Source organism: Micromonospora narathiwatensis, from assembly GCF_900089605.1.
GTDB lineage: Bacteria > Actinomycetota > Actinomycetes > Mycobacteriales > Micromonosporaceae > Micromonospora > Micromonospora narathiwatensis.
Genome location: NZ_LT594324.1, coordinates 887,012 through 909,874 on the forward strand (window position 1 = coordinate 887,012; position 22,863 = coordinate 909,874).

Annotated in this window: 20 protein-coding genes; 19 read left to right on the forward strand and 1 reads right to left on the reverse strand. The window is 73.6% G+C overall.

From position 1 onward, the window contains the following. The first annotated feature begins 11 nt into the window (after positions 1–11). Entirely contained in the window at positions 12–422 is a 411-nt protein-coding gene (nusB, locus tag GA0070621_RS04045) for a transcription antitermination factor NusB (RefSeq protein ID WP_197673980.1), read from the forward strand. 75 nt (positions 423–497) lie between these two features. Here the strand turns inward: nusB and bldD are convergent, their stop codons facing one another. Then, entirely contained in the window at positions 498–986 is a 489-nt protein-coding gene (gene bldD, locus GA0070621_RS04050; RefSeq protein WP_091191691.1) for a transcriptional regulator BldD, read from the reverse strand. A gap of 285 nt (positions 987–1,271) precedes the next feature. On the opposite strand from bldD, the gene pyrR reads away from it, so the two are divergent. From pyrR to GA0070621_RS04140, 18 genes are all read left to right on the forward strand, one after another. Further along, positions 1,272–1,856: a bifunctional pyr operon transcriptional regulator/uracil phosphoribosyltransferase PyrR gene (pyrR, locus tag GA0070621_RS04055; protein WP_091191693.1), complete on the forward strand. Its 585-nt coding sequence runs from the start codon at positions 1,272–1,274 to the stop codon at positions 1,854–1,856. Further along, the gene (locus tag GA0070621_RS04060) at positions 1,853–2,779 is read left to right on the forward strand and encodes an aspartate carbamoyltransferase catalytic subunit (protein WP_091191695.1); all 927 of its coding nucleotides are present in this window, start codon (positions 1,853–1,855) and stop codon (positions 2,777–2,779) included. The genes pyrR and GA0070621_RS04060 overlap by 4 nt, the downstream gene beginning before the upstream one ends. Then, positions 2,776–4,107: a dihydroorotase gene (locus tag GA0070621_RS04065; RefSeq protein WP_091191697.1), complete on the forward strand. Its 1,332-nt coding sequence runs from the start codon at positions 2,776–2,778 to the stop codon at positions 4,105–4,107. Before GA0070621_RS04060 ends, GA0070621_RS04065 begins: the two co-directional genes overlap by 4 nt. 58 nt (positions 4,108–4,165) lie before the next feature. Next, positions 4,166–5,311, forward strand: a complete 1,146-nt coding sequence (gene carA / locus GA0070621_RS04070; protein ID WP_091191698.1) for a glutamine-hydrolyzing carbamoyl-phosphate synthase small subunit — start codon at positions 4,166–4,168, stop codon at positions 5,309–5,311. Then, on the forward strand, positions 5,304–8,681 hold the full coding sequence (gene carB, locus GA0070621_RS04075; RefSeq protein WP_091191700.1) for a carbamoyl-phosphate synthase large subunit: 3,378 nt from the start codon (positions 5,304–5,306) through the stop codon (positions 8,679–8,681). Before carA ends, carB begins: the two co-directional genes overlap by 8 nt. Positions 8,682–8,778: 97 nt before the next feature. Further along, on the forward strand, positions 8,779–9,810 hold the full coding sequence (locus GA0070621_RS04080; RefSeq protein ID WP_091191702.1) for a quinone-dependent dihydroorotate dehydrogenase: 1,032 nt from the start codon (positions 8,779–8,781) through the stop codon (positions 9,808–9,810). A gap of 117 nt (positions 9,811–9,927) precedes the next feature. Further along, positions 9,928–11,202, forward strand: coding sequence for an adenosylmethionine--8-amino-7-oxononanoate transaminase (locus GA0070621_RS04085; protein ID WP_091191704.1), 1,275 nt, complete (start codon positions 9,928–9,930; stop codon positions 11,200–11,202). 377 nt (positions 11,203–11,579) lie between these two features. Continuing rightward, the gene (pyrF, locus tag GA0070621_RS04090; protein ID WP_091201979.1) at positions 11,580–12,419 is read left to right on the forward strand and encodes an orotidine-5'-phosphate decarboxylase; all 840 of its coding nucleotides are present in this window, start codon (positions 11,580–11,582) and stop codon (positions 12,417–12,419) included. A gap of 176 nt (positions 12,420–12,595) precedes the next feature. Next, entirely contained in the window at positions 12,596–12,913 is a 318-nt protein-coding gene (mihF, locus tag GA0070621_RS04095; RefSeq protein ID WP_073835268.1) for an integration host factor, actinobacterial type, read from the forward strand. 25 nt (positions 12,914–12,938) lie between these two features. Further along, a complete protein-coding gene (locus GA0070621_RS04100) occupies positions 12,939–13,472 on the forward strand; it encodes a nucleoside/nucleotide kinase family protein (protein ID WP_091191707.1) in 534 nt (177 codons plus the stop codon). A 46-nt stretch (positions 13,473–13,518) separates the two neighbouring features. Then, positions 13,519–13,785 (forward strand): DNA-directed RNA polymerase subunit omega, encoded by a 267-nt coding sequence (gene rpoZ, locus GA0070621_RS04105; RefSeq protein ID WP_013285517.1) that lies wholly within the window; start codon positions 13,519–13,521, stop codon positions 13,783–13,785. Between the two features lie 14 nt (positions 13,786–13,799). Continuing rightward, positions 13,800–15,008, forward strand: coding sequence for a bifunctional phosphopantothenoylcysteine decarboxylase/phosphopantothenate--cysteine ligase CoaBC (gene coaBC / locus GA0070621_RS04110; protein WP_091191709.1), 1,209 nt, complete (start codon positions 13,800–13,802; stop codon positions 15,006–15,008). A gap of 99 nt (positions 15,009–15,107) precedes the next feature. Next, positions 15,108–16,298: a methionine adenosyltransferase gene (gene metK / locus GA0070621_RS04115; protein WP_091191711.1), complete on the forward strand. Its 1,191-nt coding sequence runs from the start codon at positions 15,108–15,110 to the stop codon at positions 16,296–16,298. Between the two features lie 59 nt (positions 16,299–16,357). After that, positions 16,358–18,424 (forward strand): primosomal protein N', encoded by a 2,067-nt coding sequence (locus tag GA0070621_RS04120; protein ID WP_091191713.1) that lies wholly within the window; start codon positions 16,358–16,360, stop codon positions 18,422–18,424. Positions 18,425–18,684: 260 nt separating this feature from the next. Then, the gene (locus tag GA0070621_RS04125; RefSeq protein WP_091191714.1) at positions 18,685–19,668 is read left to right on the forward strand and encodes an AAA family ATPase; all 984 of its coding nucleotides are present in this window, start codon (positions 18,685–18,687) and stop codon (positions 19,666–19,668) included. Between the two features lie 151 nt (positions 19,669–19,819). Then, entirely contained in the window at positions 19,820–20,380 is a 561-nt protein-coding gene (gene def, locus GA0070621_RS04130; protein ID WP_091191716.1) for a peptide deformylase, read from the forward strand. 5 nt (positions 20,381–20,385) lie between these two features. After that, a complete protein-coding gene (gene fmt, locus GA0070621_RS04135) occupies positions 20,386–21,312 on the forward strand; it encodes a methionyl-tRNA formyltransferase (protein ID WP_091191718.1) in 927 nt (308 codons plus the stop codon). Further along, entirely contained in the window at positions 21,309–22,820 is a 1,512-nt protein-coding gene (locus GA0070621_RS04140) for an RsmB/NOP family class I SAM-dependent RNA methyltransferase (RefSeq protein ID WP_091191719.1), read from the forward strand. Before fmt ends, GA0070621_RS04140 begins: the two co-directional genes overlap by 4 nt. Positions 22,821–22,863 lie beyond the last annotated feature (43 nt).

The window sequence follows — 22,863 nt, forward strand, 5'->3', positions numbered from 1 at the left end:
CCAAGCAGCAGATGCCGGCGCGCCGCAAGGCGCGCAAACGGGCGTTGGACGTGCTGTTCGAGGCCGATCTGCGGGACCGGCCGCCGGTCGAGGTGCTGGCCGGCTACCTCGAACGGATCGAGAAGCCCCACCCGGAGCACCTCGGTTACGCGGTGGGCCTGATCGAGGGCGTCGCGGCGCACCTCGACCGGATCGACGAGCTGATCGCCAGCTACGCCGAGGGTTGGACGCTGGACCGGATGCCGACGGTCGACCGCAACCTGGCCCGGATCGCCGTGTACGAGCTGCTCTACGTCGACGAGATCGACGACGCGGTGGCGATCAGCGAGGCCGTCGAGCTGGCCCGGCAGATGTCGACCGACGACTCGCCGCGCTTCCTCAACGGCCTCCTCGGCCGGATCGCCGAGTACGCCACCCGCTGACCGGCGCAAGCCGCGTCACACCGACCACGAAAGGGCCCGTGCCGGACGGCACGGGCCCTTTCGGTGGCGACAGCGTCAGTTCGCGAAGAACGCCCGCGGGTCGGCGACCAGCACACCGTGCTCGGTGAGCCGCTCGATCAGGCCCGACGGCGAGGCGTCGTAGACGATCGCGAGGGCGCGCAGGTCGTCGGCGCGGATGGAGAGCACCCGGCCGTTGTAGTCGCCGCGCTGCTGCTGGATGGCGCGGGCGTACCGGGCGACGTAGGCCAGTTCCTCGGAGACGTCGTCGTAGAGGCGCTCCAGGTCCAGGACGATCTTGCTGGTGGGCTCGTGCCGCACCCCGCTGCCGTCGGGCAGCAGCTCCGAGACGGGAACGCGGTAGAACTCGGCCAGTTCCGCCAGGCGGGACACGGTGACGGCGCGGTCGCCACGCTCGTACGAGCCGACCACCACGGCCTTCCACCGCCCGTTCGACTTCTCCTCCACCCCCTGCAGGGACAGACCCTGCTGCTGGCGGATGGAGCGCAGGCGGGCGCCCAGCGACTTGGCGTATTCAGAGGGCATTCGGACACTCCCAGTGCTGCTCGGGGTTCACCCAGCTATCGCTACGGAGCGTGACGGTACGGGGATTGCGACCCTTGGTCAAGTGCCCGTGGCCTTACCGTTGGGGAGCCTGGGGGAGGTTATCCGCATTTCTGCCGTCCTGACCCGGGGGTCAGTGCCGGCGACGGCCGGCCCGGTGACCGCTGGTAACGTGGCGTGAAGCCCCGGTCCGGGCCCCGCACGGCCCGCCGGAAATCCAGACGTCCTTTAACGACCCGTCCCGTGAGGCGGGGAAGGAGGTCCGCCGTGGCCTACCCACCGGCTGCCCAGTCGTCGCCGCCACGACAACCCTCGGTGAAGGTGATCCTCGCCGCAGCGGACGTGTCGCGGGTGGTCGACCGCATCGCCCACCAGATCCTGGAGAAGACCCAGGGCGCCGCCGACACCGTCCTGCTCGGCATTCCCACCCGCGGCGTCCCACTGGCGAGGCGCCTCGCCGCCCGGATCAGCACCTTCGAGGACGTGACCGTCCCGGTCGGCGTGCTCGACATCACCCTCTACCGCGACGACCTGCGCCGGCAGGCCACCCGCGCGGTCGGCCCCACCGAACTGCCCAGCGGCGGGATCGACGGCAGGCGGGTGATCCTGGTCGACGACGTGCTCTTCTCCGGCCGTACGGTGCGGGCCGCCCTCGACGCGCTCAGCGACGTCGGCCGGCCGGCCTCCGTGCAACTCGCCGTCCTGGTCGACCGCGGCCACCGCCAGCTGCCGATCCGCGCCGACTATGTCGGCAAGAACATCCCCACCGCGCTGGCCGAGAACGTCAAGGTCACCCTCGCCGAGACCGACGGCGCCGACGAGGTCAAGCTCTACGGGGGTAGCTCGTCATGATCCGCCACCTGCTCTCCGGGGCCGACCTGGACGCCGCCACCGCCACCCAGATCCTGGACACCGCGGCCGAGATGGCCACCGTCGCCGGCCGCGAGGTCAAGAAGCTGCCCGCGCTGCGCGGGCGGACCGTGGTGAACCTCTTCTACGAGGACTCCACCCGGACCCGGATCTCCTTCGAGGCGGCGGCCAAGCGGCTCAGCGCCGACGTGATCAACTTCTCGGCCAAGGGTTCCAGCGTCGCCAAGGGCGAGAGCCTGAAGGACACCGCGCTGACCCTCCAGGCCATGGGGGCCGACGCGGTGGTCGTCCGGCACCCCGCCTCCGGCGCCCCGCACCGGCTGGCCAACTGGGTCGACGGGTCCGTGGTCAACGCCGGCGACGGCACCCACGAACACCCCACCCAGGCGCTGCTCGACGCGTACACGATGCGCTCCCGGCTGGGCCGCCTCGCCGGCCTGCACGTGGCGATCGTCGGCGACGTGCTGCACTCCCGGGTGGCCCGCTCCAACGTGCTGCTGCTCTCCACCCTCGGCGCCAAGGTCACCCTGGTCGGCCCGCCCACCCTCATCCCGGTGGACATCGCCGCCGCGCTCGCCCCCGGCACCGATGTCTCATACGACCTCGACGCCGTTCTACCCGGTGTGGACGTGGTGATGATGCTGCGGGTGCAGCGGGAGCGGATGAACGACTCGTACTTCCCCTCGGCCCGCGAGTACGCCCGCCGCTACGGGCTGGACGGGCCGCGCCTGCGCCGGCTGCCCGAGCACGCGATCGTCATGCACCCCGGCCCGATGAACCGAGGCATGGAGATCACGCCCGAGGTGGCCGACTCACCCCGCTCCACCATCGTCGAACAGGTCGCCAACGGGGTCTCCGTGCGGATGGCCGTGCTCTACCTGCTGCTCGGAGGGAACAACCGGTGACCGCGTACCTGATCAGGAACGTGAGCGTGGTCGGCGCCGCGCCGACCGACCTGCTGATCCGCGACGGCGTCGTGGCCGAGACCGGCGTGGGGCTGACCGCGCCGGACGCCACGGTGCTCGACGCCACCGGCCTGGTCGCCCTGCCCGGCCTGGTCGACCTGCACACCCACCTGCGCGAACCCGGCCGGGAGGACGCCGAGACCGTCGAGTCCGGGTCCCGGGCGGCGGCGCTCGGCGGCTACACCGCGGTCTGCGCGATGGCCAACACCTCGCCGGTCGCCGACACCGCCGGCGTGGTGGAGCAGGTGTGGCGGCTCGGCCGGGAGGCCGGGCTGGTCGACGTGCAGCCGATCGGCGCGGTAACCGTCGGCCTGGCCGGCGAGCGCCTCGCCGAGCTGGGCGCGATGGCCGACTCGGCGGCCCGGGTGCGGATCTTCTCCGACGACGGGCACTGCGTCGCCGACCCGAAGCTGATGCGCCGGGCCCTGGAGTACGTGAAGGCGTTCGACGGGGTGATCGCGCAGCACGCCGAGGAGCCCCGGCTCACCGAGGGCGCGCAGATGCACGAGGGCGAGGTCTCCACCCGGCTCGGGCTGACCGGCTGGCCGGCGGTCGCCGAGGAGGCGATCATCGCCCGGGACGTGCTGCTGGCCGAGCACGTGGGCAGCCGGCTGCACATCTGCCACGTCTCCACCGCCGGCAGCGTGGAGGTGCTGCGGCACGCCAAGGCGCGCGGGGTGCGGGTCACCGCCGAGGTCACTCCGCACCACCTCCTGCTGACCGACGAGGTCGTGAGCGGGAGGAGTGAGCTTGCGAGCCCCGCACTCGCGAACAACTGGAGCCCGGCGGCCAGCTACGACCCGGTCTTCAAGGTGAACCCGCCGCTGCGGACCGCGAGCGACGTGGCCGCGCTCCGGGCGGCCCTGGCCGAGGGCGTGATCGACATCATCGCCACCGACCACGCCCCGCACGCCGTCGAGGACAAGGAGTGCGAGTGGGCGTACGCCCGGCCGGGCATGCTCGGCCTGGAGACTGCGCTCTCCATCGCGCTGGACGTGCTCGGCCCGCAGTGGGACCTGATCGCCGAGCGGATGTCCCGCGCCCCGGCCCGGATCGCCGGACTGGACGGGCACGGCGTCGACCCCGCCCCCGGCGTGCCGGCCAACCTGACCCTGGTCGACCCGGCCGCCCGCCGCGTCATCGAACCGGCGGAGCTGGCCAGTCGCAGTCGCAACACCCCGTACGCCCGCATGGCGCTGCCGGGTCGCATCGTGGCGACCTTCCTGCGCGGCGAGCCGACGGTCCTGGACGGAAAGGCTGTCAAGTGATCCGAGCGAGGAACGTAGCGGAGCGGAGTCCCGCAGTCCGGATCGAAGGGAACGCAGCATGACGAAGCGCAGGCCCGCGATCCTCGTGCTGGAGGACGGGCGTACGTTCCACGGCGAGGCGTACGGCAGCGTCGGGGAGACCTTCGGCGAGGCGGTCTTCAACACCGGCATGACCGGCTACCAGGAGACCCTCACCGACCCGTCGTACCACCGCCAGGTGGTGGTGCAGACCGCGCCGCACATCGGCAACACCGGCGTCAACGGTGAGGACGACGAGTCGTCCCGGATCTGGGTCGCCGGGTACGTGGTCCGGGACCCGGCCCGGATCGGCTCCAACTGGCGGGCCACCGGTGGCCTGGAGGATCGGCTCGCCGCCGAGGGCGTGGTCGGCATCGGCGGCGTGGACACCCGGGCGCTCACCCGCCACCTGCGCGACCGGGGCGCGATGCGGGTCGGCATCTCCAGCGTCGACGACGACCCGCGCGCCCTCCTCGACCGGGTCCGCCGGTCGCCGCAGATGGTCGGCGCGGACCTCTCCGCCGAGGTGACCACCGCCGAGCCGTACGTGGTCGAGGCGCAGGGGGAGCACCGGTTCACCGTGGCCGCGCTCGACCTGGGCATCAAGCGCAACGTGCCGCGCCGACTGGCGGCGCGGGGGGTGACCACCCACGTGCTGCCCGCCACCGCCACCATCGAGGACCTGCTGGCCACCGGCGCGGACGCGGTCTTCTTCTCGCCCGGCCCGGGCGACCCGGCCACCGCCGACGGCCCGGTCGCGCTGGCCCGCGAGGTGCTCACCCGGCGGATCCCGCTCTTCGGCATCTGCTTCGGCAGCCAGATCCTCGGCCGGGCGCTCGGCTTCGGCACCTACAAGCTCGGCTACGGCCACCGCGGCATCAACCAGCCGGTGCTCGACCGGGCGACCGGCAAGGTCGAGGTGACCAGCCACAACCACGGCTTCGCGGTGCGGGTGCCGGGCGCGCAGGCCGGGGCGGTCGTCCCCGACCAGGTGATCGACACCGAGTTCGGCGGCGTCCAGGTGTCGCACGTCTGCCTCAACGACAACGTGGTCGAGGGGCTGCGGGCCAAGGACGTGCCCGCCTTCACCGTCCAGTACCACCCGGAGGCGGCGGCCGGCCCGCACGACGCGGACTACCTCTTCGACCGCTTCGCCGAACTCATCGAAGGCGGCAAGAATGCCTAAGCGGACCGACCTCAGGCACGTGCTGGTGATCGGCTCCGGGCCGATCGTGATCGGGCAGGCGTGCGAGTTCGACTACTCCGGCACGCAGGCCTGCCGGGTGCTGCGCAGCGAGGGGATCCGGGTCAGCCTGGTCAACTCCAACCCGGCGACGATCATGACGGACCCGGAGTTCGCCGACGCCACGTACGTCGAGCCGATCACCCCGGAGTTCGTCGAGCTGGTCATCGCCAAGGAACGCCCCGACGCGCTGCTGCCCACCCTGGGCGGGCAGACCGCGCTGAACACCGCGGTCGCCCTGCACGAGGCGGGTGTGCTGGAGAAGTACGGCGTCGAGCTGATCGGCGCCAACATCGAGGCGATCAACCGGGGCGAGGACCGGCAGCTGTTCAAGGACATCGTGGCCCAGGCCGGCGTACGCCTCGGCCTGGACGATCCCTCGTCGCTGGTGCCGCGCTCCCGGGTCTGCCACTCGATGGCCGAGGTCGAGGAGACCGTCGCCGAGCTGGGCCTGCCGGTGGTGATCCGGCCGTCGTTCACCATGGGCGGCCTCGGCTCCGGCATGGCGCACACCGCCGAGGACCTGACGCGGATCGCCGGCGCCGGCCTGGCCGCCAGCCCCGTGCACGAGGTGCTCATCGAGGAGAGCGTGCTCGGCTGGAAGGAGTACGAGCTCGAACTCATGCGCGACCGCCACGACAACGTGGTGGTGGTCTGCTCGATCGAGAACGTCGACCCGATGGGCGTGCACACCGGCGACAGCGTCACCGTCGCCCCGGCCATGACCCTGACCGACCGGGAGTACCAGCGGCTGCGGGACCTCGGCATCGCGGTGCTGCGCGAGGTCGGGGTGGACACCGGCGGCTGCAACATCCAGTTCGCGGTGAACCCGGCCGACGGCCGGATCGTCGTGATCGAGATGAACCCCCGGGTGTCCCGCTCCTCGGCCCTCGCCTCGAAGGCCACCGGCTTCCCGATCGCCAAGATCGCCGCGAAGCTGGCCATCGGCTACACCCTGGACGAGATCCCCAACGACATCACCCTGAAGACCCCGGCGGCGTTCGAGCCGACCCTGGACTACGTGGTGGTGAAGATCCCCCGGTTCGCCTTCGAGAAGTTTCCCGGCGCCGACCCGGAGCTGACCACCACCATGAAGTCCGTCGGCGAGGCGATGAGCCTCGGCCGCAACTTCACCGAGGCGCTGAACAAGGCGATGCGCTCGATGGAGACGAAAGCCGCCGGATTCTGGACCGTGCCGGACTCGGTCGTCGCTGCCGCGACGGGCGCGGACCCGGCCGGCGCGACGAAGGAGGACGCCCTCGCCGCGCTGCGCGTACCGCACGACGGCCGGCTCTACACCGTCGAGCGGGCGCTGCGGCTCGGCGCGACGATCGCCGAGGTCGCCGAGGCGTCCGGCGGGATGGACCCCTGGTTCCTGGACCAGATCGCCGCGCTGGTCGAGCTGCGCGCCGAGATCGTGGACGCCCCGGTGCTCGACGCCGACCTGCTGCGCCGGGCCAAGCGGGCCGGCCTGTCCGACCGGCAGCTCGCCGCGCTCCGCCCCGAACTGGCCGCCGAGGACGGCGTCCGCACCCTGCGTCACCGGCTCGGCGTACGCCCGGTCTTCAAGACCGTGGACACCTGCGCCGCCGAGTTCGAGGCGACAACGCCCTACCACTACTCGACGTACGACCAGGAGACCGAGGTGGCGCCCTCGGCGCGGCCCAAGGTGATCATCCTGGGCTCCGGGCCGAACCGGATCGGGCAGGGCATCGAGTTCGACTACTCCTGCGTGCACGCGGTCATGGCACTCAGGGAGGTGGGCTACGAGACGGTGATGGTCAACTGCAACCCGGAGACCGTCTCCACCGACTACGACACCGCCGACCGGCTCTACTTCGAGCCGCTGACCTTCGAGGACGTGCTGGAGGTCTGGCACGCCGAGGACTCCTCCGGCCGGGCGGCCGGCGGGCCGGGCGTGGTCGGGGTGATCGTGCAGCTCGGCGGGCAGACCCCGCTCGGCCTGGCCCAGCGGCTCAAGGGCGCCGGCCTGCCGGTGGTCGGCACCTCGCCGGAGTCGATCCACCTGGCGGAGGAGCGCGGCGCGTTCGGCTCGGTGCTGGCCCGGGCCGGGCTGCGTGCCCCGGCGCACGGCATGGCCACGTCCTTCGACGAGGCGAAGGCGATCGCCGACGAGATCGGCTACCCGGTGCTGGTCCGCCCCTCGTACGTGCTCGGCGGGCGGGGCATGGAGATCGTCTACGACGACGCCACCCTGCGCGAGTACATCGGCCGGGCCACCGACATCTCGCCCGACCGCCCGGTGCTGGTGGACCACTTCCTCGACGATGCCATCGAGATCGACGTGGACGCGCTCTGCGACGCCGACGGGGCGGTCTACCTCGGCGGCGTGATGGAGCACATCGAGGAGGCCGGCATCCACTCCGGCGACTCGTCCTGCGCGCTGCCCCCGATCACCCTGGCCGGCTCCCACCTCGCCCAGGTACGCCGCTACACCGAGGAGATCGCCCGCGGGATCGGCGTACGCGGCCTGCTCAACGTCCAGTACGCCCTGAAGGACGACGTGCTGTACGTGCTGGAGGCGAACCCGCGGGCGTCCCGGACGGTGCCGTTCGTCTCCAAGGCCACCGCCGTGCCGCTGGCCAAGGCGGCGGCCCGGATCGCGCTCGGCGCCACCATCGCCGAGCTGCGCGCCGAGGGGATGCTGCCGCCCACCGGGGACGGTGGCACCATGCCGGCCGACGCCCCGATCGCGGTCAAGGAGGCGGTGCTGCCGTTCAAGCGCTTCCGCACCCCCGCCGGCAAGGGCATCGACGTGCTGCTCGGCCCGGAGATGAAGTCCACCGGCGAGGTGATGGGCATCGACACCGGCTTCGGGCAGGCCTTCGCGAAGTCGCAGGCGGCGGCGTACGGGTCGCTGCCGACCGCCGGGAAGATCTTCGTCTCGGTGGCGAACCGGGACAAGCGCGGCATGATCTTCCCGATCAAGCGCCTGGCGGACCTCGGCTTCGAGATCGTCGCCACCACCGGCACCGCCGAGGTGCTGCGTCGGCACGGCATCGCCTGCGAGCAGATCCGCAAGCACTACGAGTCGGGTGCGGGCGAGGACGCGGTGTCGCTGATCCTCGGCGGCGACGTGGCGCTGGTGGTGAACACCCCGCAGGGCTCCGGCGCGAGCGCCCGCTCCGACGGGTACGAGATCCGCAGCGCCGCCGTCACCGCGGACATCCCCTGCATCACCACCGTCCCCGGCGCTGCCGCCGCAGTGATGGGCATCGAGGCCCGTATCCGTGGCGACCTGCACGTGCGTCCCCTCCAGGACCTCCACGCCGCCCTGCGGGCCGGCGAGTGACCGCCGTCGCCGTCCGGTCGATCATGAAGTTGTCGCCGCGACGCGCCGCTCCCGTCGGCGACTTCATGATCACCGGGGTCGGGTCGGGAGGTCGAGGGTGATCTTCGAGCGGGTGGTGCGGCCGGGGCTGTTCCGGATCGGGGGCGGGGACGCGGAGACGGCGCACGAGTGGACGCTGGCACGGCTCGCCGCCCTGTCCCGGCGGCCGGCCGCGCTCGCGGCGCTGCGGGCCACCTACTTCCGGCGCTCGCCGCGCACGGTGTTCGGGGTGGACTTCCCGAACCCGGTCGGGCTGGCGGCCGGAATGGACAAGAACGGCGTCGCGCTGCCGGCCTGGCCGGCGCTCGGCTTCGGCTTCGTCGAGGTCGGCACGGTCACCGCGTACGCCCAGCCGGGCAATCCCCGGCCCCGGCTGTTCCGGCTGCGCGACAGCGAGGCCGTGGTCAACCGGATGGGCTTCAACAACGCCGGCGCCGAGGCCCTGGCCGCCCGGCTCGCGGCGCTGCCCCGCCCGATCGGCGTACCGCTGGGCATCTCGCTCGGCAAGTCCAAGGTGACCCCGCTCGACGAGGCGGTCGAGGACTACCTGGCGTCCTATCGGGCGCTACGGGAGCACGGGGACTACTTCGCGGTCAACGTGTCCTCCCCGAACACCCCGGGCCTGCGGTCCCTGCAGGACCGGTCCCACCTGGACGCGCTGCTCGCGGCGCTGGTAGGGGAGAAGCCGGTGCTGGTGAAGATCGCCCCCGACCTCACCGAGCCGGCCATCGCCGAGCTGTTGGAGGTCTGTCTCGACCGCGGCGCGGCCGGGGTGATCGCCACCAACACCACGCTGTCCCGGGATGGGCTCGCCCCGGCCGACCGGGCGCGGGGCGGGGAGAGCGGTGGCCTCTCCGGCCGTCCGCTGGCCGGACGCGCCCGCGAGGTGGTCGCCTTCGTGCACCGGGAGACCGACGGCCGCCTGCCGGTGATCGGCGTCGGCGGCATCCTCGACCCGGACGACGCCGCCCGGATGTTCGACGCCGGCGCGAGCCTGATCCAGCTCTACACGGGCTTCATCTACCGCGGCCCAGCCCTCACCCGCACCATAACCCGCACCACCCCCCGCACCACCCCCTCGCCCCGCTGACCCACGACTTCGCGCGATCTTGCAGTTCGTGCCCCGACGTATTGCCTAAATCGGGCGAAACGCGGGCCGAAACTGCAAGATCGCGTGGAGGGGCGAGGAGGACAGGAAGGAGAACACGTGACGGCCGAGGAGATTCTCGCCGCCGATCGTCGGCACGTCTGGCACCCGTACGCGGCGCTGCCGCCGGCCAGCCCGCCGTACGTGGTGGAGAGCGCCGAGGGCGTACGGCTGCGACTGGCCGACGGCCGGGAGCTGGTCGACGGCATGTCGTCCTGGTGGGCGGCGATCCACGGCTACCGGCACCCGGTGCTGGACGCCGCCGTCACCGACCAGCTCGGCCGGATGAGCCACGTGATGTTCGGCGGCCTCACCCACGAGCCCGCGGTACGCCTGGCCCGGACCCTGGTCGAGCTGGCCCCGGACGGGCTGGAACACGTCTTCCTGGCCGACTCCGGCTCGGTCAGCGTCGAGGTCGCGCTGAAGATGTGCCTCCAGTACCAGCGGGCCACCGGGCGGCCGGAGCGGCGCCGGCTGGGCACCTGGCGGGGCGGCTACCACGGCGACACGTTCCACCCGATGAGCGTCTGCGACCCGGAGGGCGGCATGCACCACCTCTGGGGGGACGTGCTGCCCCGGCAGGTCTTCGCGCCGGTGCCCCCGGGCGGCTTCGACACCCCGCCCGACCCGGCGTACGAGGCTGCCCTGGTGGACGCCGTGGAGCGGCACGCCGACGAGCTGGCCGCGGTGATCGTGGAGCCGGTGGTGCAGGGCGCCGGCGGGATGCGCTTCCACCACCCGCACTACCTGCGGGTGCTGCGCGAGGTGACCCGGGCGCACGGCGTCCTGCTGGTCTTCGACGAGATCGCCACCGGCTTCGGCCGGACCGGCACCATGTTCGCCGCCGAGCACGCCGGGGTCGCCCCGGACGTGCTCTGCGTCGGCAAGGCGCTCACCGGCGGTTACCTGACCCTGGCCGCCGCGCTCTGCACCCCCGAGGTCGCCCGCGGCATCTCGGCGGACGGGGTGCTGGCGCACGGCCCCACGTTCATGGGCAACCCGCTCGCCTGCGCGGTCGCCAACGCCTCTCTGGGGCTGCTGCGGGCCGGAAACTGGGCCGGTCGGGTGGCGGAGATCCAGGAGGGGCTGCGGGCCGGCCTGGAGCCGTTGCGCGGCGCTCCCGGGGTGGCCGACGTACGGGTGCTGGGCGCGATCGGCGTGGTCCAGCTCGACCACGAGGTGGACCTCCCCCGGGCGACCGCCGCCGCGGTCGCGCAGGGCGTGTGGCTGCGACCGTTCCGCGACCTCGTCTACACCATGCCGCCGTACGTCACCGACGTGGCGGACGTGGCGCGGATCGTCGCCGGGGTCGAGGCGGCGGTCAAGGCCGGCTGAGCCGGCACCCCGGTCGGGCCGGACACCGGTCGGGCCGGCAGGTCGGTCGGGCCGGTACCCCGGTCGGGCCGGCAGGTCGGTCGCGCCGGTACCCCGGTCGGGCCGGGCATCGGGCGGGCCGGCTCGGGGACGGCGTCCGAGGCGGTCCGACGGGGTCCGAGGGGGCCCGAGGCGGCCCGAGGGGGCCCGAGGCGGCCCGAGGCGGCCCGAGGGGGCCCGAGGCGGCCCGAGGGGGCCCGAGGGCGGTGCGGGCCGGCGACCGGCCGGCGGCGGCCCGGGAACGGAACGGCCGCCCGCACGGGAGGCGGCTGGACGACGACGGCGTACCCGTCGACGCGGACCGCGGCGCGACGCCGCGCGAGGAGAGGAGAGTCGCGATGGAGAGCTTCGGCGCCCGCCTGCACCGGGCCGTGGCCGAGCGGGGACCGCTGTGCGTGGGTATCGACCCGCATCCGGGGCTGCTGGCCCGCTGGGGGCTCGCTGACGACGTCGAGGGCCTCGACCGGTTCAGCCGGACGGTGGTGGAGGCGCTCGGTGACCGGGTCGCGGCGGTCAAGCCGCAGTCGGCCTTTTACGAGCGCTTCGGGTCGCGAGGAATCGGGGTCCTTGAGTCAACTATCCGACAGTTGCGAAATGCCGGAGCACTCGTTGTTCTCGACGCCAAGCGGGGCGACATCGGCTCGACGGTCAGCGCGTACGCCTCGGCGTACCTCGATCCATCCAGCCCGCTGTATGCCGATGCGGTGACGGCCAGCCCGTATCTCGGGGTCGGCTCGCTGGCGCCGATGTTCGAAATGGCCGCCGCGTACGGTGGTGGGGTCTTCGTCCTGGCGCTCACCTCCAACCCGGAGGGCGCCGCCGTGCAGCGCGCCGTCGGGGCCGACGGGCGGACGGTGGCGCAGACCGTCATCGACGAGATTTCCCAGCTCAACCGGGGTGCCGAGCCGCTCGGCAGCTTCGGTCTGGTGGTCGGCGCGACGGTCGGCGACACCGGCCACGACCTCTCTGCGGTGAACGGTCCACTGCTCGCCCCCGGGCTGGGCGCACAGGGTGCCACGGCCGCGGACCTGCGCACCGTGTTCGGCCCCAGCCTGCCCGCTGTGCTGCCGTCGTACTCCCGGGAGGTGCTGCACGCGGGGCCGGACACGGCCGCCCTGCGGGCCGCCGCCGAGCGGGTCTTGGCCGACTGCCGGGCCGCCCTGGCCGGGCGTGACTGACTGACGGCTCGGTCACTTTGCGATGATCTTCGCGCGCCCACGTTGCCGAAAACTCCGTTGACCGCTAGTTTTCCCCGCGCTGGGAACCACGGACCCCTTTGGTTGCCAGCGACACCACGTTTCACAGCAGCGGCGGAAACTAACCGCCCGCCGCGTTAGGGACCTGAGGAGAACTGGTGCCGCTCCCGTCATTGACCCCCGAGCAGCGCGCTGCCGCGCTGGAGAAGGCCGCGGAGATCCGCAAGGCCCGTGCCAAGCTGAAGGAGGACCTCAAGCAGGGCAAGACCAGCCTCGCCACCGTCCTCGAGCAGGCCGAGTCCAACGACGTCGTCGGCAAGCTGAAGGTGTCGGCCGTGCTTCAGGCGATGCCGGGCATCGGCAAGATCCGGGCCACCCAGATCATGGAGAAGCTCAAGATCGCCGACAGCCGTCGCCTGCGTGGCCTGGGCGAGCAGCAGCGCAAGGCTCTGCTTGGAGAGTTCGCCGCCAACTGAACGCAGCACCGTGTAGAAACAAGCGGTGAGCACGGATGACGAGGCGCGCCCGGCGGCTCGGCTCACTGTCCTGGCCGGACCTTCCGGGGCCGGCAGGGAGAGTGTCGTCGAGCGGGTCCGGGCGCGCTTTCCGTCGGTGTGGGTGCCGGTGACCGCCACCACCCGACCGCCGTGCCCCGGCGAGGTGGACGGCGTCGACCGGATCTTCCTCGATCCGGCCGAGTTCGACCGGATGGTCGGCGCCGACGAGTTGTTGGAGTGGAGCCGGATCGGGCCGTACCGGCGCGGTGTGCCGCGGGCGGCCGTCCGGGCCCGGCTCCTCGCGGGGCGGCCGGTGCTGCTTCCGCTGGATCTGCCCGGCGCGCTCGCGGTCCGGGCCGTTGTGCCGGACGCGGAGCTGGTGCTGCTCGCCCCGCCGTCGTACCGGCCGGATCCGGCCGTCGCGGCCGCCTTCGCACACGCCGTGGTGCACGACCGCACCGAGCGCGCGGCGGAGGAACTGGTAGGCTTGCTCGGTTCATCCTTCTTGGCTCCGGCCCAGCCGCGTCCGAGCGGTTGAGAGACCACCGCCTCGCCGGCGGTGTACGAGACGCAGAGGTTAATTCGTGGGATCCATCGCCACCAACCCCGAGGGCATCACCAACCCGCCGATCGACGAGCTCCTCGAGAAGACGACCTCGAAGTACGCTCTGGTGATCTTCGCCGCCAAGCGCGCGCGCCAGGTCAACGCCTACTACAGCCAGCTCGGTGAGGGCCTGCTGGAGTACGTCGGCCCGCTCGTGGAGACCACCCCGCAGGAGAAGCCGCTCTCCATCGCCATGCGCGAGATCAACGCGGGCCTGCTCACCGCCGAGCCGACCGACCAGCCGTAGTCCCGTCCGCGTCGATGTCCGCCGAGATCGTCCTCGGGGTCGGCGGTGGCATCGCCGCCTACAAGGCGTGTGAGCTGCTCCGGCTCTTCACCGAGTCGGGCCACCGGGTCCGGGTCGTGCCGACCGCGTCGGCGCTCCGCTTCGTCGGGGCGCCGACCTGGGCCGCGCTCTCCGGCCAGCCGGTCGCCGACGACGTCTGGTCGGACGTGCACGAGGTGCCGCACGTCCGCCTCGGCCAGCACGCCGACCTGGTCGTCGTGGCCCCCGCGACGGCCGACCTGCTCGCCAGGGCCGCCCACGGCCTCGCCGACGACCTGCTCACCAACACCCTGCTGACCGCCCGCTGTCCGGTCGTGCTCGCCCCGGCGATGCACACCGAGATGTGGGAGCACCCGGCGACCGTCGCCAACGTGACGACCCTGCGGTCCCGGGGGGTCCGGGTGATCGAGCCCGCCGTCGGGCGGCTCACCGGCAAGGACACCGGCAAGGGCCGGCTGCCCGACCCGGCGGAGATCTTCGCGGTCGCCCGCCGGGCCCTGGTCCGGGGCGTCGCCGCCCCGGCCGATCTGGCCGGCCGGCGCGTGGTGGTCACCGCCGGCGGCACCCGGGAGCCGCTCGACCCGGTGCGGTTCCTGGGCAACCGCTCGTCCGGCAAACAGGGGTACGCGTTCGCCCGTGCCGCCGTCGCCCGGGGCGCCCGGGTCACCCTGGTCTCGGCCAACGTCGCGCTCGCCGACCCGGCCGGGGTGGACCTGGTCCGGGTGGGCACCACCGAGGAGCTGCGCAAGGCGACCCTGGAGGCGGCCGCGGAGGCGGACGTCGTGGTGATGGCCGCGGCCCCCGCCGACTTCCGCCCGGCCAGCTACGCGGCCGGTAAGATCAAGAAGGCGGAGGACGGCAGCGCGCCGACCATCGAACTGGTCACCAACCCCGACATCGCCGCCGAACTGGGGCAGCGCCGGCGGCCCGGGCAGGTGCTCGTGGTCTTCGCCGCCGAGACCGGCGACGCCGAGGCCAACGGCCGGGCCAAGCTCGCCCGGAAACGGGCGGACCTCATCGTGATCAACGAGGTCGGCGTGGACAAGGTCTTCGGCGCCGAGACCAACGCCGCCACCGTGATCGGTGCGGACGGCTCGGTGCACCGTCTTCCCGAACAGCCCAAGGAGGACCTGGCCGACGCCGTCTGGGACCTCGCGCTCGCTCGGCTGATTGAGCAATCCTGACGGTTGGCACTGTCCGTTCCCGGGGTCACGCTGGGAACACGGTGACTAAACTGCCGCCGAGCGACCTTTTCTAGAAGTTTTCACATCCTTAGGAGTGCCGTGACACGTCTCTTCACGTCCGAATCGGTCACGGAGGGCCACCCGGACAAGATCGCCGACCAGATCAGTGACGGCATTCTCGACGCGTTGCTCGCTCAGGACCCGCACAGCCGCGTCGCGGTCGAGACCCTGATCACCACCGGCCAGGTGCACGTCGCCGGCGAGGTCACCACGAAGGCGTACGCCGACATCCCGACCATCGTCCGGGAGACCATCCTGGGCATCGGGTACGACTCGTCGAAGAAGGGCTTCGACGGCTCCTCCTGCGGCGTCAGCGTCTCCATCGGCTCCCAGTCGCCGGACATCGCCCAGGGTGTCGACAACGCCTTCGAGTTGCGTACCGGCTCGTCGGAGAGCGCGCTGGACGCGCAGGGCGCCGGCGACCAGGGGATGATGTTCGGCTTCGCCTGCTCCGAGACGCCCGAGCTGATGCCGCTGCCGATCGCGCTCGCTCACCGTCTGGCCCGGCGGCTCGCCGCGGTGCGCAAGGACGGCACCGTCCCGTACCTGCGGCCGGACGGCAAGACCCAGGTGACCATCGAGTACGACGGGCTGCGCCCGGTCCGGCTCGACACCGTCGTGGTCTCCAGCCAGCACGCCGCCGACATCTCGCTCGACTCGCTGCTCACCCCGGACGTCCGTGAGCACGTGATCAACCCGGAGCTGGAGGGCCTCGGCCTGGACACCGACGGCTACCGGCTGCTGGTCAACCCGACCGGGCGATTCGAGATCGGCGGCCCGATGGGCGATGCCGGCCTCACCGGCCGGAAGATCATCGTCGACACGTACGGCGGGTACGCCCGCCACGGCGGCGGCGCGTTCTCCGGCAAGGACCCGTCCAAGGTGGACCGCTCCGCCGCGTACGCGATGCGCTGGGTGGCCAAGAACGTGGTCGCCGCCGGCCTGGCCGAGCGGTGCGAGGCGCAGGTCGCGTACGCCATCGGCAAGGCGCACCCGGTGAGCCTCTTCATCGAGACCTTCGGCACCGAGACGGTGCCGGTCGCCTCGATCGAGAAGGCCGTCGCCGAGGTGTTCGACCTGCGTCCGGCCGCGATCATCCGGGACCTCAACCTGCTCCGCCCGATCTACCAGCAGACCGCCGCGTACGGCCACTTCGGCCGGGAGCTGCCGGACCTGACCTGGGAGGGCACCGACCGGGCCGCCGACCTCAAGTCGGCCGCGGGAGCCTGAGCGGCACCAGGCGCAGCGACCGGCGACCCGCCGACGGGTCGCCGGTCGCTCGTGTCTGCGTGGACCTGCCCCTGGCCCACCTCGACCGCCCGTTCGACTACCTGGTTCCCGCTGAGCTGGACGCCCAGGCGCTGCCCGGGGTGCGGGTGAAGGTGCGCTTCGCCGGCCAGCTCGTCGACGGCTGGCTGCTGGAACGCGTCGCGGAGTCCGACCACCCCCGGCCCCTCTACCTGGAGAAGGTCGTCTCCCCGGTGCCGGTGCTGGCCCCCGAGGTGGCCCGGCTGGCCCGGGCGGTCGCCGACCGGTACGCCGGCAGCCTCGCCGACGTGCTCCGGCTGGCCGTACCGCCCCGGCACGCCAGGGTGGAGAAGGAACTCACCGCCGCGCCGGAGGCCGACGCCGTACCGGAGGCCGACGCCGTAGCGAACGGCGACGCCGACGGGACGATGCGTGCCGACGGGACGACGGCCGGCGCCGCTGACCGGCCGGACGGTCCCGACGGGATCGCCGGGCCGTCGTCGCCCGCCGGCGGGCCCTCCGGCCGGGCCGGAGGTGGTGGCACCCCGGACGCGGTGGACCCGCGTGGGTGGCGGGACTATCCGGCCGGGCCGGCCCTCCTGCGCGCCCTCACCGACGGGCGGTCGCCCCGCGCGGTCTGGTCGGCCCTGCCCGGCGAGGACTGGGCCGCCCGGTACGCCGACGCGGTCGCCGCCGTGGTCGCCGGTGGCCGGGGCGCTCTGGTCGTGGTGGCCGACGCCCGCGACCTCGAACGCCTCGACGCCGCCCTGACCGACGTCCTCGGGACGGGACGGCACGTCCGCCTCTCCGCGGCGCTCGGACCGGCCCGCCGGTACCGGGCCTTCCTCGCCGCCCGGCGGGGCGAGGTGCCCGTGGTGATCGGCACCCGGGCGGCGATGTTCGCCCCGGTCGAGCGACTCGGCCTCGTCGCCATCTGGGACGACGGCGACGACCTGCACGCCGAGCCCCGGGCGCCGTATCCGCACGCCCGGGAGGTGCTGCTCACCCGGGCCCAGCTCGGCGAGGCGGCCGCCCTGGTCGGCGGGTACGCCCGCACCGCCGAGGCGCAGCTGCTGGTGGAGACCCGCTGGGCCCGGGAGGTGGTCGCCGACCGGGCGACGGTACGGGCCCGGATGCCGGCGATCGCGCCGACCGGGGACGACCCGCACCTGGCCCGCGACCCCGGGGCGGCCTCCGCCCGACTGCCCAGCCTGGCCTGGACCACGGCCCGCGACGCGCTCCGCGCCGATCTGCCGGTGCTGGTGCAGGTGCCCCGCCGCGGCTACCTGCCCTCGATCGCCTGCGCGGACTGCCGGGCGCCGGCCCGTTGCCCGCACTGCGCCGGGCCCCTCGCCCTGCCCGCCGCCGACGGCGTGCCGGCCTGTCGCTGGTGCGGCCGGGTCGCCGCCGCGTACGCCTGTCCGGAGTGCGGGGGACGGCGGCTGCGTGCCGCGGTCACCGGTGCCCGGCGCACCGCCGAGGAACTGGGCCGGGCCTTCCCCGGCGTGCCGGTCCGCACCTCGGGACGGGAGGAGGTGCTGAGCGCGGTGCCGGGCGGGGCCGGCCTGGTGATCGCCACCCCGGGCGCGGAGCCGGTCGCCGACGGCGGCTACGGGGCGGTGCTGCTGCTCGACTCGTGGTCCCTGCTCACCCGGGCCGACCTGCGGGCCGGGGAGGAGGCGCTGCGGCGCTGGCTGGCCGCGGTCGCGCTGGCCCGGCCCGGCGGGGCGGGCGGCCGGGTGGTGGTGGTCGCCGACGGTGGTCTCGCGCCGGTGCAGGCGCTGCTGCGCTGGGACGCGGCCTGGTTCGCCGCCCGGGAGCTGGCCGAACGGCGTGAACTGGGGTTCCCGCCGGCGGTCCGGATGGCCAGCGTGACCGGTCCGGCGGACGCGGTGGCGGACCTGCTCGCCGGGGTCCGGCTGCCCGACGGCGCCGAGATCCTCGGCCCGGTTCCCGCCGACGAGGGGCGGGAGCGGATGCTGGTCCGGGTGCCCCGGGCCCGCGCCGCCGCCCTCGCCGGGGCGCTGCACACGGCGGCCGGGCAGCGCAGCGCCCGCAAGGCCGCCGATCCGGTCCGGCTCCAGGTCGACCCGCTCAGCCTCTTCTGACCCCGTCCGGTTGTGGTGACCGACCCGGCCCCGGCCGCGCTGACCAGCGCGGTCGTCGCACACCTCGTCCGGCAAATGGGTGGAAGCCGCGTGATAGCATCGCCCGTCATGCCCGGACGCACGATGACTCCCGGTCGCGGCGCGGCGTCAGACGCGCCGAGCCGGAGTTGCCGGAGGCTGGCCGCGACACAGGCGGCAGCACGTCGAGCCGGCGCCGAACCGATGATGTCAACCAGCCGGTGAGCAGGGGTGGACCACTCGTGACCGTTCGTCAATCGATCGTCTTCAACGGTGACCTCGGCAGCGGCAAGAGCACCGTTTCCGTCGAGATCGCCAAGCGGCTGGGGCTGCGCCGGGTCAGCGTCGGCGACCTCTACCGGCAGATGGCCCAGGAGCGGCAGATGACGGCCCTCCAGCTCAACCTGCACGCCGAGTTGGACCAGGCCGTCGACGGGTACGTCGACCAGCTCCAGCGGGACATCGCCGCCTCCGGCGAGCGGCTGGTGATGGATTCCCGGCTGGCCTGGCACTTCTTCACCGACGCGCTCAAGGTGCACATGATCACCGAGCCGACCGAGGCGGCCCGGCGGGTGCTCGCCCGCCCGTCCGGCCCGGCCGAGAGCTACACCTCGCTGGAGGAGGCCCGGACCAAGCTCAGGGAGCGCAGCGAGAGCGAGCGCGGCCGGTTCATCGTCCGGTACGGCGTCGACAAGGCCCGGCTGCGCAACTACGACCTGATCTGCGACACCACCCGGGCCACCCCCGAGCAGGTGATCCAGCACGTCATCGACGTCTTCGAGGGGCGGCTCGGCGCCGAGGTGCTGCGCGAGGGCACGCCACTGCTGCTGCTGGACCCGGCCCGGGTCTACCCGACCGAGGACATCGCCACCCTGCGGGGCCTCTGGGACTCCGAGTTCGTGGGTGACGTGGCTGAGGCTGGCGACGAGGCCCTGCCCCCGCTGACCATCGGCTACACCGGCGAGTACTTCTTCGTGGTGGACGGGCACCGGCGGCTCAGCGCCGCCCTGCAGAGCGGCTTCCCGCTGGTCCCCGCCCGGCTGGTCGGCGAGGTGGAGGAACCGGTGGTCGGCGGGATGAGCGCGATCGACTACTTCACCGCCCAGGCCCGCCCCAGTGTGATCCACGACTGGGCGGCCGCGCACGGCACCCCGCTCCCGCTGCCCGAGCACGCCCTGCTCGGCGGCGACGCGGTGCTCGCGGGGGAGCCGGGCACCGGCGCCTGAGCCGGGCGAGGCCAACCCGCCCGTCACTCTCGGTGACCTTGCCGGCGGTGACGTGTCGTCGCACACCGATCGCGGCACGCCGGGCGGGGCGCCGCGGGCGACTCCGTAGACTGGTACGACAGCACCCGTCCCAGACAAGGAGCCGCCCCGCGTGACCGTCCAGCCCATCCGTCTGTTCGGGGATCCGGTGCTGCGCACGCCGGCCGACCCGGTGGTCGACTTCGACGCCGAGCTGCGCAGGCTGATCGCCGACCTGACCGATACGATGCGCGATCGGGGCGGCGCCGGTCTGGCCGCGCCGCAGCTCGGGGTGGGCCTTCGGGTGTTCACCTTCGACGTGGACGACATCGTCGGGCACCTGGTCAACCCGGTGCTGGAGTTCCCGGACGAGGAGGAGCAGGACGGCCCGGAGGGGTGCCTGTCCATCCCCGGGCTCTATTTTGACACCAAGCGCCGCCAGAACGTCATCGCCAAGGGCTTCACCGGCCACGGCGACCCGTTGCAGATCGTCGGCACCGGCCTGATGGCCCGCTGCGTCCAGCACGAGACCGACCACCTCGACGGGGTCCTCTTCGTCGACCGGCTGGATCCGGCCGGCCGGAAGGCGGCCATGAAGGCGATCCGCCAGGCCGAGTGGTACGACCCGGACGCTCCGCCGACCGTCAAGCTCAGCCCGCACACCGCCGGCAGCCCGTTCGGGCTGGGGCGGTGAGGCGGATGCGTCTGGTCTTCGCCGGCACGCCGGCCGTCGCCGTCCCCGCCCTGGACGCCATCGCCGCGTCCGGCCACGAGCTGCTGGCCGTGGTCACCCGTCCCGACGCGCCGGCCGGGCGCGGGCGGGGTCTGCTCCGCTCTCCGGTCGGCGCGTGGGCCGACGCGCACGGCGTCGAGGTGCTCACCCCGGCGAAGCCCCGCGAGCCCGAGTTCCTGGACCGGCTCCGCGAGCTGGCCCCGGACTGCGTGCCGGTGGTCGCGTACGGCGCGCTGGTGCCGCCGGTGGCGCTGGAGATCCCCCGGCACGGCTGGATCAACCTGCACTTCTCGCTGCTGCCGGCCTGGCGCGGCGCGGCCCCCGTGCAGCACGCCGTGCTGCACGGCGACGAGCTGACCGGGGCCAGCGTCTTCCAGCTGGAGGCGGGGCTGGACACCGGCCCGGTGTACGGCACGGTCACCGACGAGATCCGCGCCACCGACACCTCGGGCGATCTGCTGGACCGGCTCGCCCAATCGGGCGCCGGCCTGCTGGTGGCCGTCCTGGACGCGCTGGCGGCCGGGAGCGCCCGGGCGGTGCCGCAACCCGCCGACGGGGTGTCCCTCGCGCCCAAGCTGACCGTCGAGGACGCCCGGATCCGCTGGACCGACCCGGCGTTCGCGGTGGATCGGCGGGTCCGCGCCTGCACCCCGGCGCCCGGCCCGTGGACCACGTTCCGTGGCGACCGGGTGAAGCTCGGTCCGGTCACCCCGTTGGCCGACGGCCCGGAGCTGAAGCCCGGTGAGCTGCTGGTCGAGAAGTCTCGGGTGTTCGTCGGCACGGCCACCGGGCCGGTGCAGCTCGGCGAGGTTCGGGCGGCCGGCAAGAAGGCCATGTCGGCGGGCGACTGGGCGCGCGGCGCCCGGGTCGCCGCCGGCGAGGTGCTCGCGTGACCGGGCCGTCCGAGCCCCAGGGCGACCGGTCCCGCGGGGGTGGCCGACCGACGGGCGGGCAGCGCGGTGAGCGCCCCGGCCGCCGGGGCGAGGGGACGTCCCGCGAGGGACGCTTCGGCGCCGACCGGCGCGACCGTCGTCCGGTACGCCCCGCCGTCGACCTGCCCCGGCACGTGGCCTATCAGGCGATCGCGGCGGTGCACCGGGACGACGCGTACGCCAATCTGGTGCTGCCGGCGATGCTGCGCGACGAGGGGCTGACCGGGCGGGACGCCGCGTTCGCCACCGAGCTGACCTACGGCACGCTGCGGCACACCGGCACCCTGGACGCGATCATCACCGACGCGGCCGGCCGGGACGTGCAGCGGATCGACCCGCCGGTACGGGACGCGCTGCGGCTCGGGGCGTACCAGCTGCTGCACACCCGGGTGCCGGCGCACGCGGCGGTCTCGTCCACCGTGGACCTGGTCCGGACCGTCGGCCCCGGGGCCACCGGCTTCGCCAACGCGGTGCTCCGCGAGGTGGCCACCCGCGACGTCGACGGCTGGGTGGCGAAGCTCGCCCCGTCGGCGGAGACCGACCCGATCGGTCACCTGGCGCTGGCGTACAGCCACCCACAGTGGATCGTCCGGGCGTTCGCCGAGGCGCTCGGCGGCGACCTGGGCGAGACGGCGCGCCTGCTGATCGAGGACAACGAGCGCCCGCCGGTGCACCTGTGCGCCCGTCCGGGCCTGGCCGATCCGGTCGAGCTGGCCGACGAGGTCGGCGGCGCGCCGGGCGCCTTCTCGCCGTACGCGGTCTATCTGTCCGGCGGCGCGCCGGGGGAGCTGGCGGCGGTGGCCGAGGGACGCGCCCACGTCCAGGACGAGGGCTCCCAGTTGGTGGCGAACGTCCTCGCGACCGCGCCGCTGGACGGCCCGGACGGCCGCTGGCTGGATCTGTGCGCCGGTCCCGGCGGCAAGGCGGGCCTGCTCGGCGCGCTCGCCGCGCAGCGCGGCGCCCGGCTCACCGCGGTCGAGGTGGCCGAGCACCGGGCCCGGCTGGTCACCCAGGCCACCCGGGGGCTGCCGGTGACCGTGCTGAACACCGACGGGCGGACGGTCGGGGCCGATCCGAAGCTGCCGGAGGGGCACTTCGACCGGGTGCTGGTCGACGCCCCGTGTACCGGGCTCGGCTCGCTGCGCCGCCGGCCGGAGTCGCGCTGGCGCCGTCGGCCGTCGGACCTGCCGCCGCTGACCCGCCTGCAGCGGGAGCTGCTCACCGCGGCGTTGCGGGCGGTCCGGCCCGGCGGGCTGGTCGGGTACGTCACCTGTTCCCCGCACACGGTGGAGACGCACGTGACGGTGACCGAGGCGTCCCGCCGCGCCGGGTTCCCGATCGACTTCGTCGACGCCCGGCCGTTGCTGCCGGCCGGCATGCCGGGGCTCGGGGACGGGCCCACGGTGCAGTTGTGGCCGCAGCGGCACGGCACCGACGCGATGTTCATGGCCCTGTTGCGCCGGGGCTGAGCCCGAGCGCGTTCGGCACACCCCCGCGACCCGGGGCAGGTCT

Coding starts and splice junctions, on each gene's coding strand:
- carB (WP_091191700.1), top strand. CDS start 5,304: ATGCCTAAGCGGACCGACCTCAGGCACGTGCTGGTGATCGGCTCCGGG.
- pyrF (WP_091201979.1), top strand. CDS start 11,580: ATGGAGAGCTTCGGCGCCCGCCTGCACCGGGCCGTGGCCGAGCGGGGA.
- GA0070621_RS04060 (WP_091191695.1), top strand. CDS start 1,853: ATGATCCGCCACCTGCTCTCCGGGGCCGACCTGGACGCCGCCACCGCC.
- carA (WP_091191698.1), top strand. CDS start 4,166: ATGACGAAGCGCAGGCCCGCGATCCTCGTGCTGGAGGACGGGCGTACG.
- bldD (WP_091191691.1), bottom strand. CDS start 986: ATGCCCTCTGAATACGCCAAGTCGCTGGGCGCCCGCCTGCGCTCCATC.
- fmt (WP_091191718.1), top strand. CDS start 20,386: ATGCGTCTGGTCTTCGCCGGCACGCCGGCCGTCGCCGTCCCCGCCCTG.
- nusB (WP_197673980.1), top strand. CDS start 12: ATGCCGGCGCGCCGCAAGGCGCGCAAACGGGCGTTGGACGTGCTGTTC.
- coaBC (WP_091191709.1), top strand. CDS start 13,800: ATGTCCGCCGAGATCGTCCTCGGGGTCGGCGGTGGCATCGCCGCCTAC.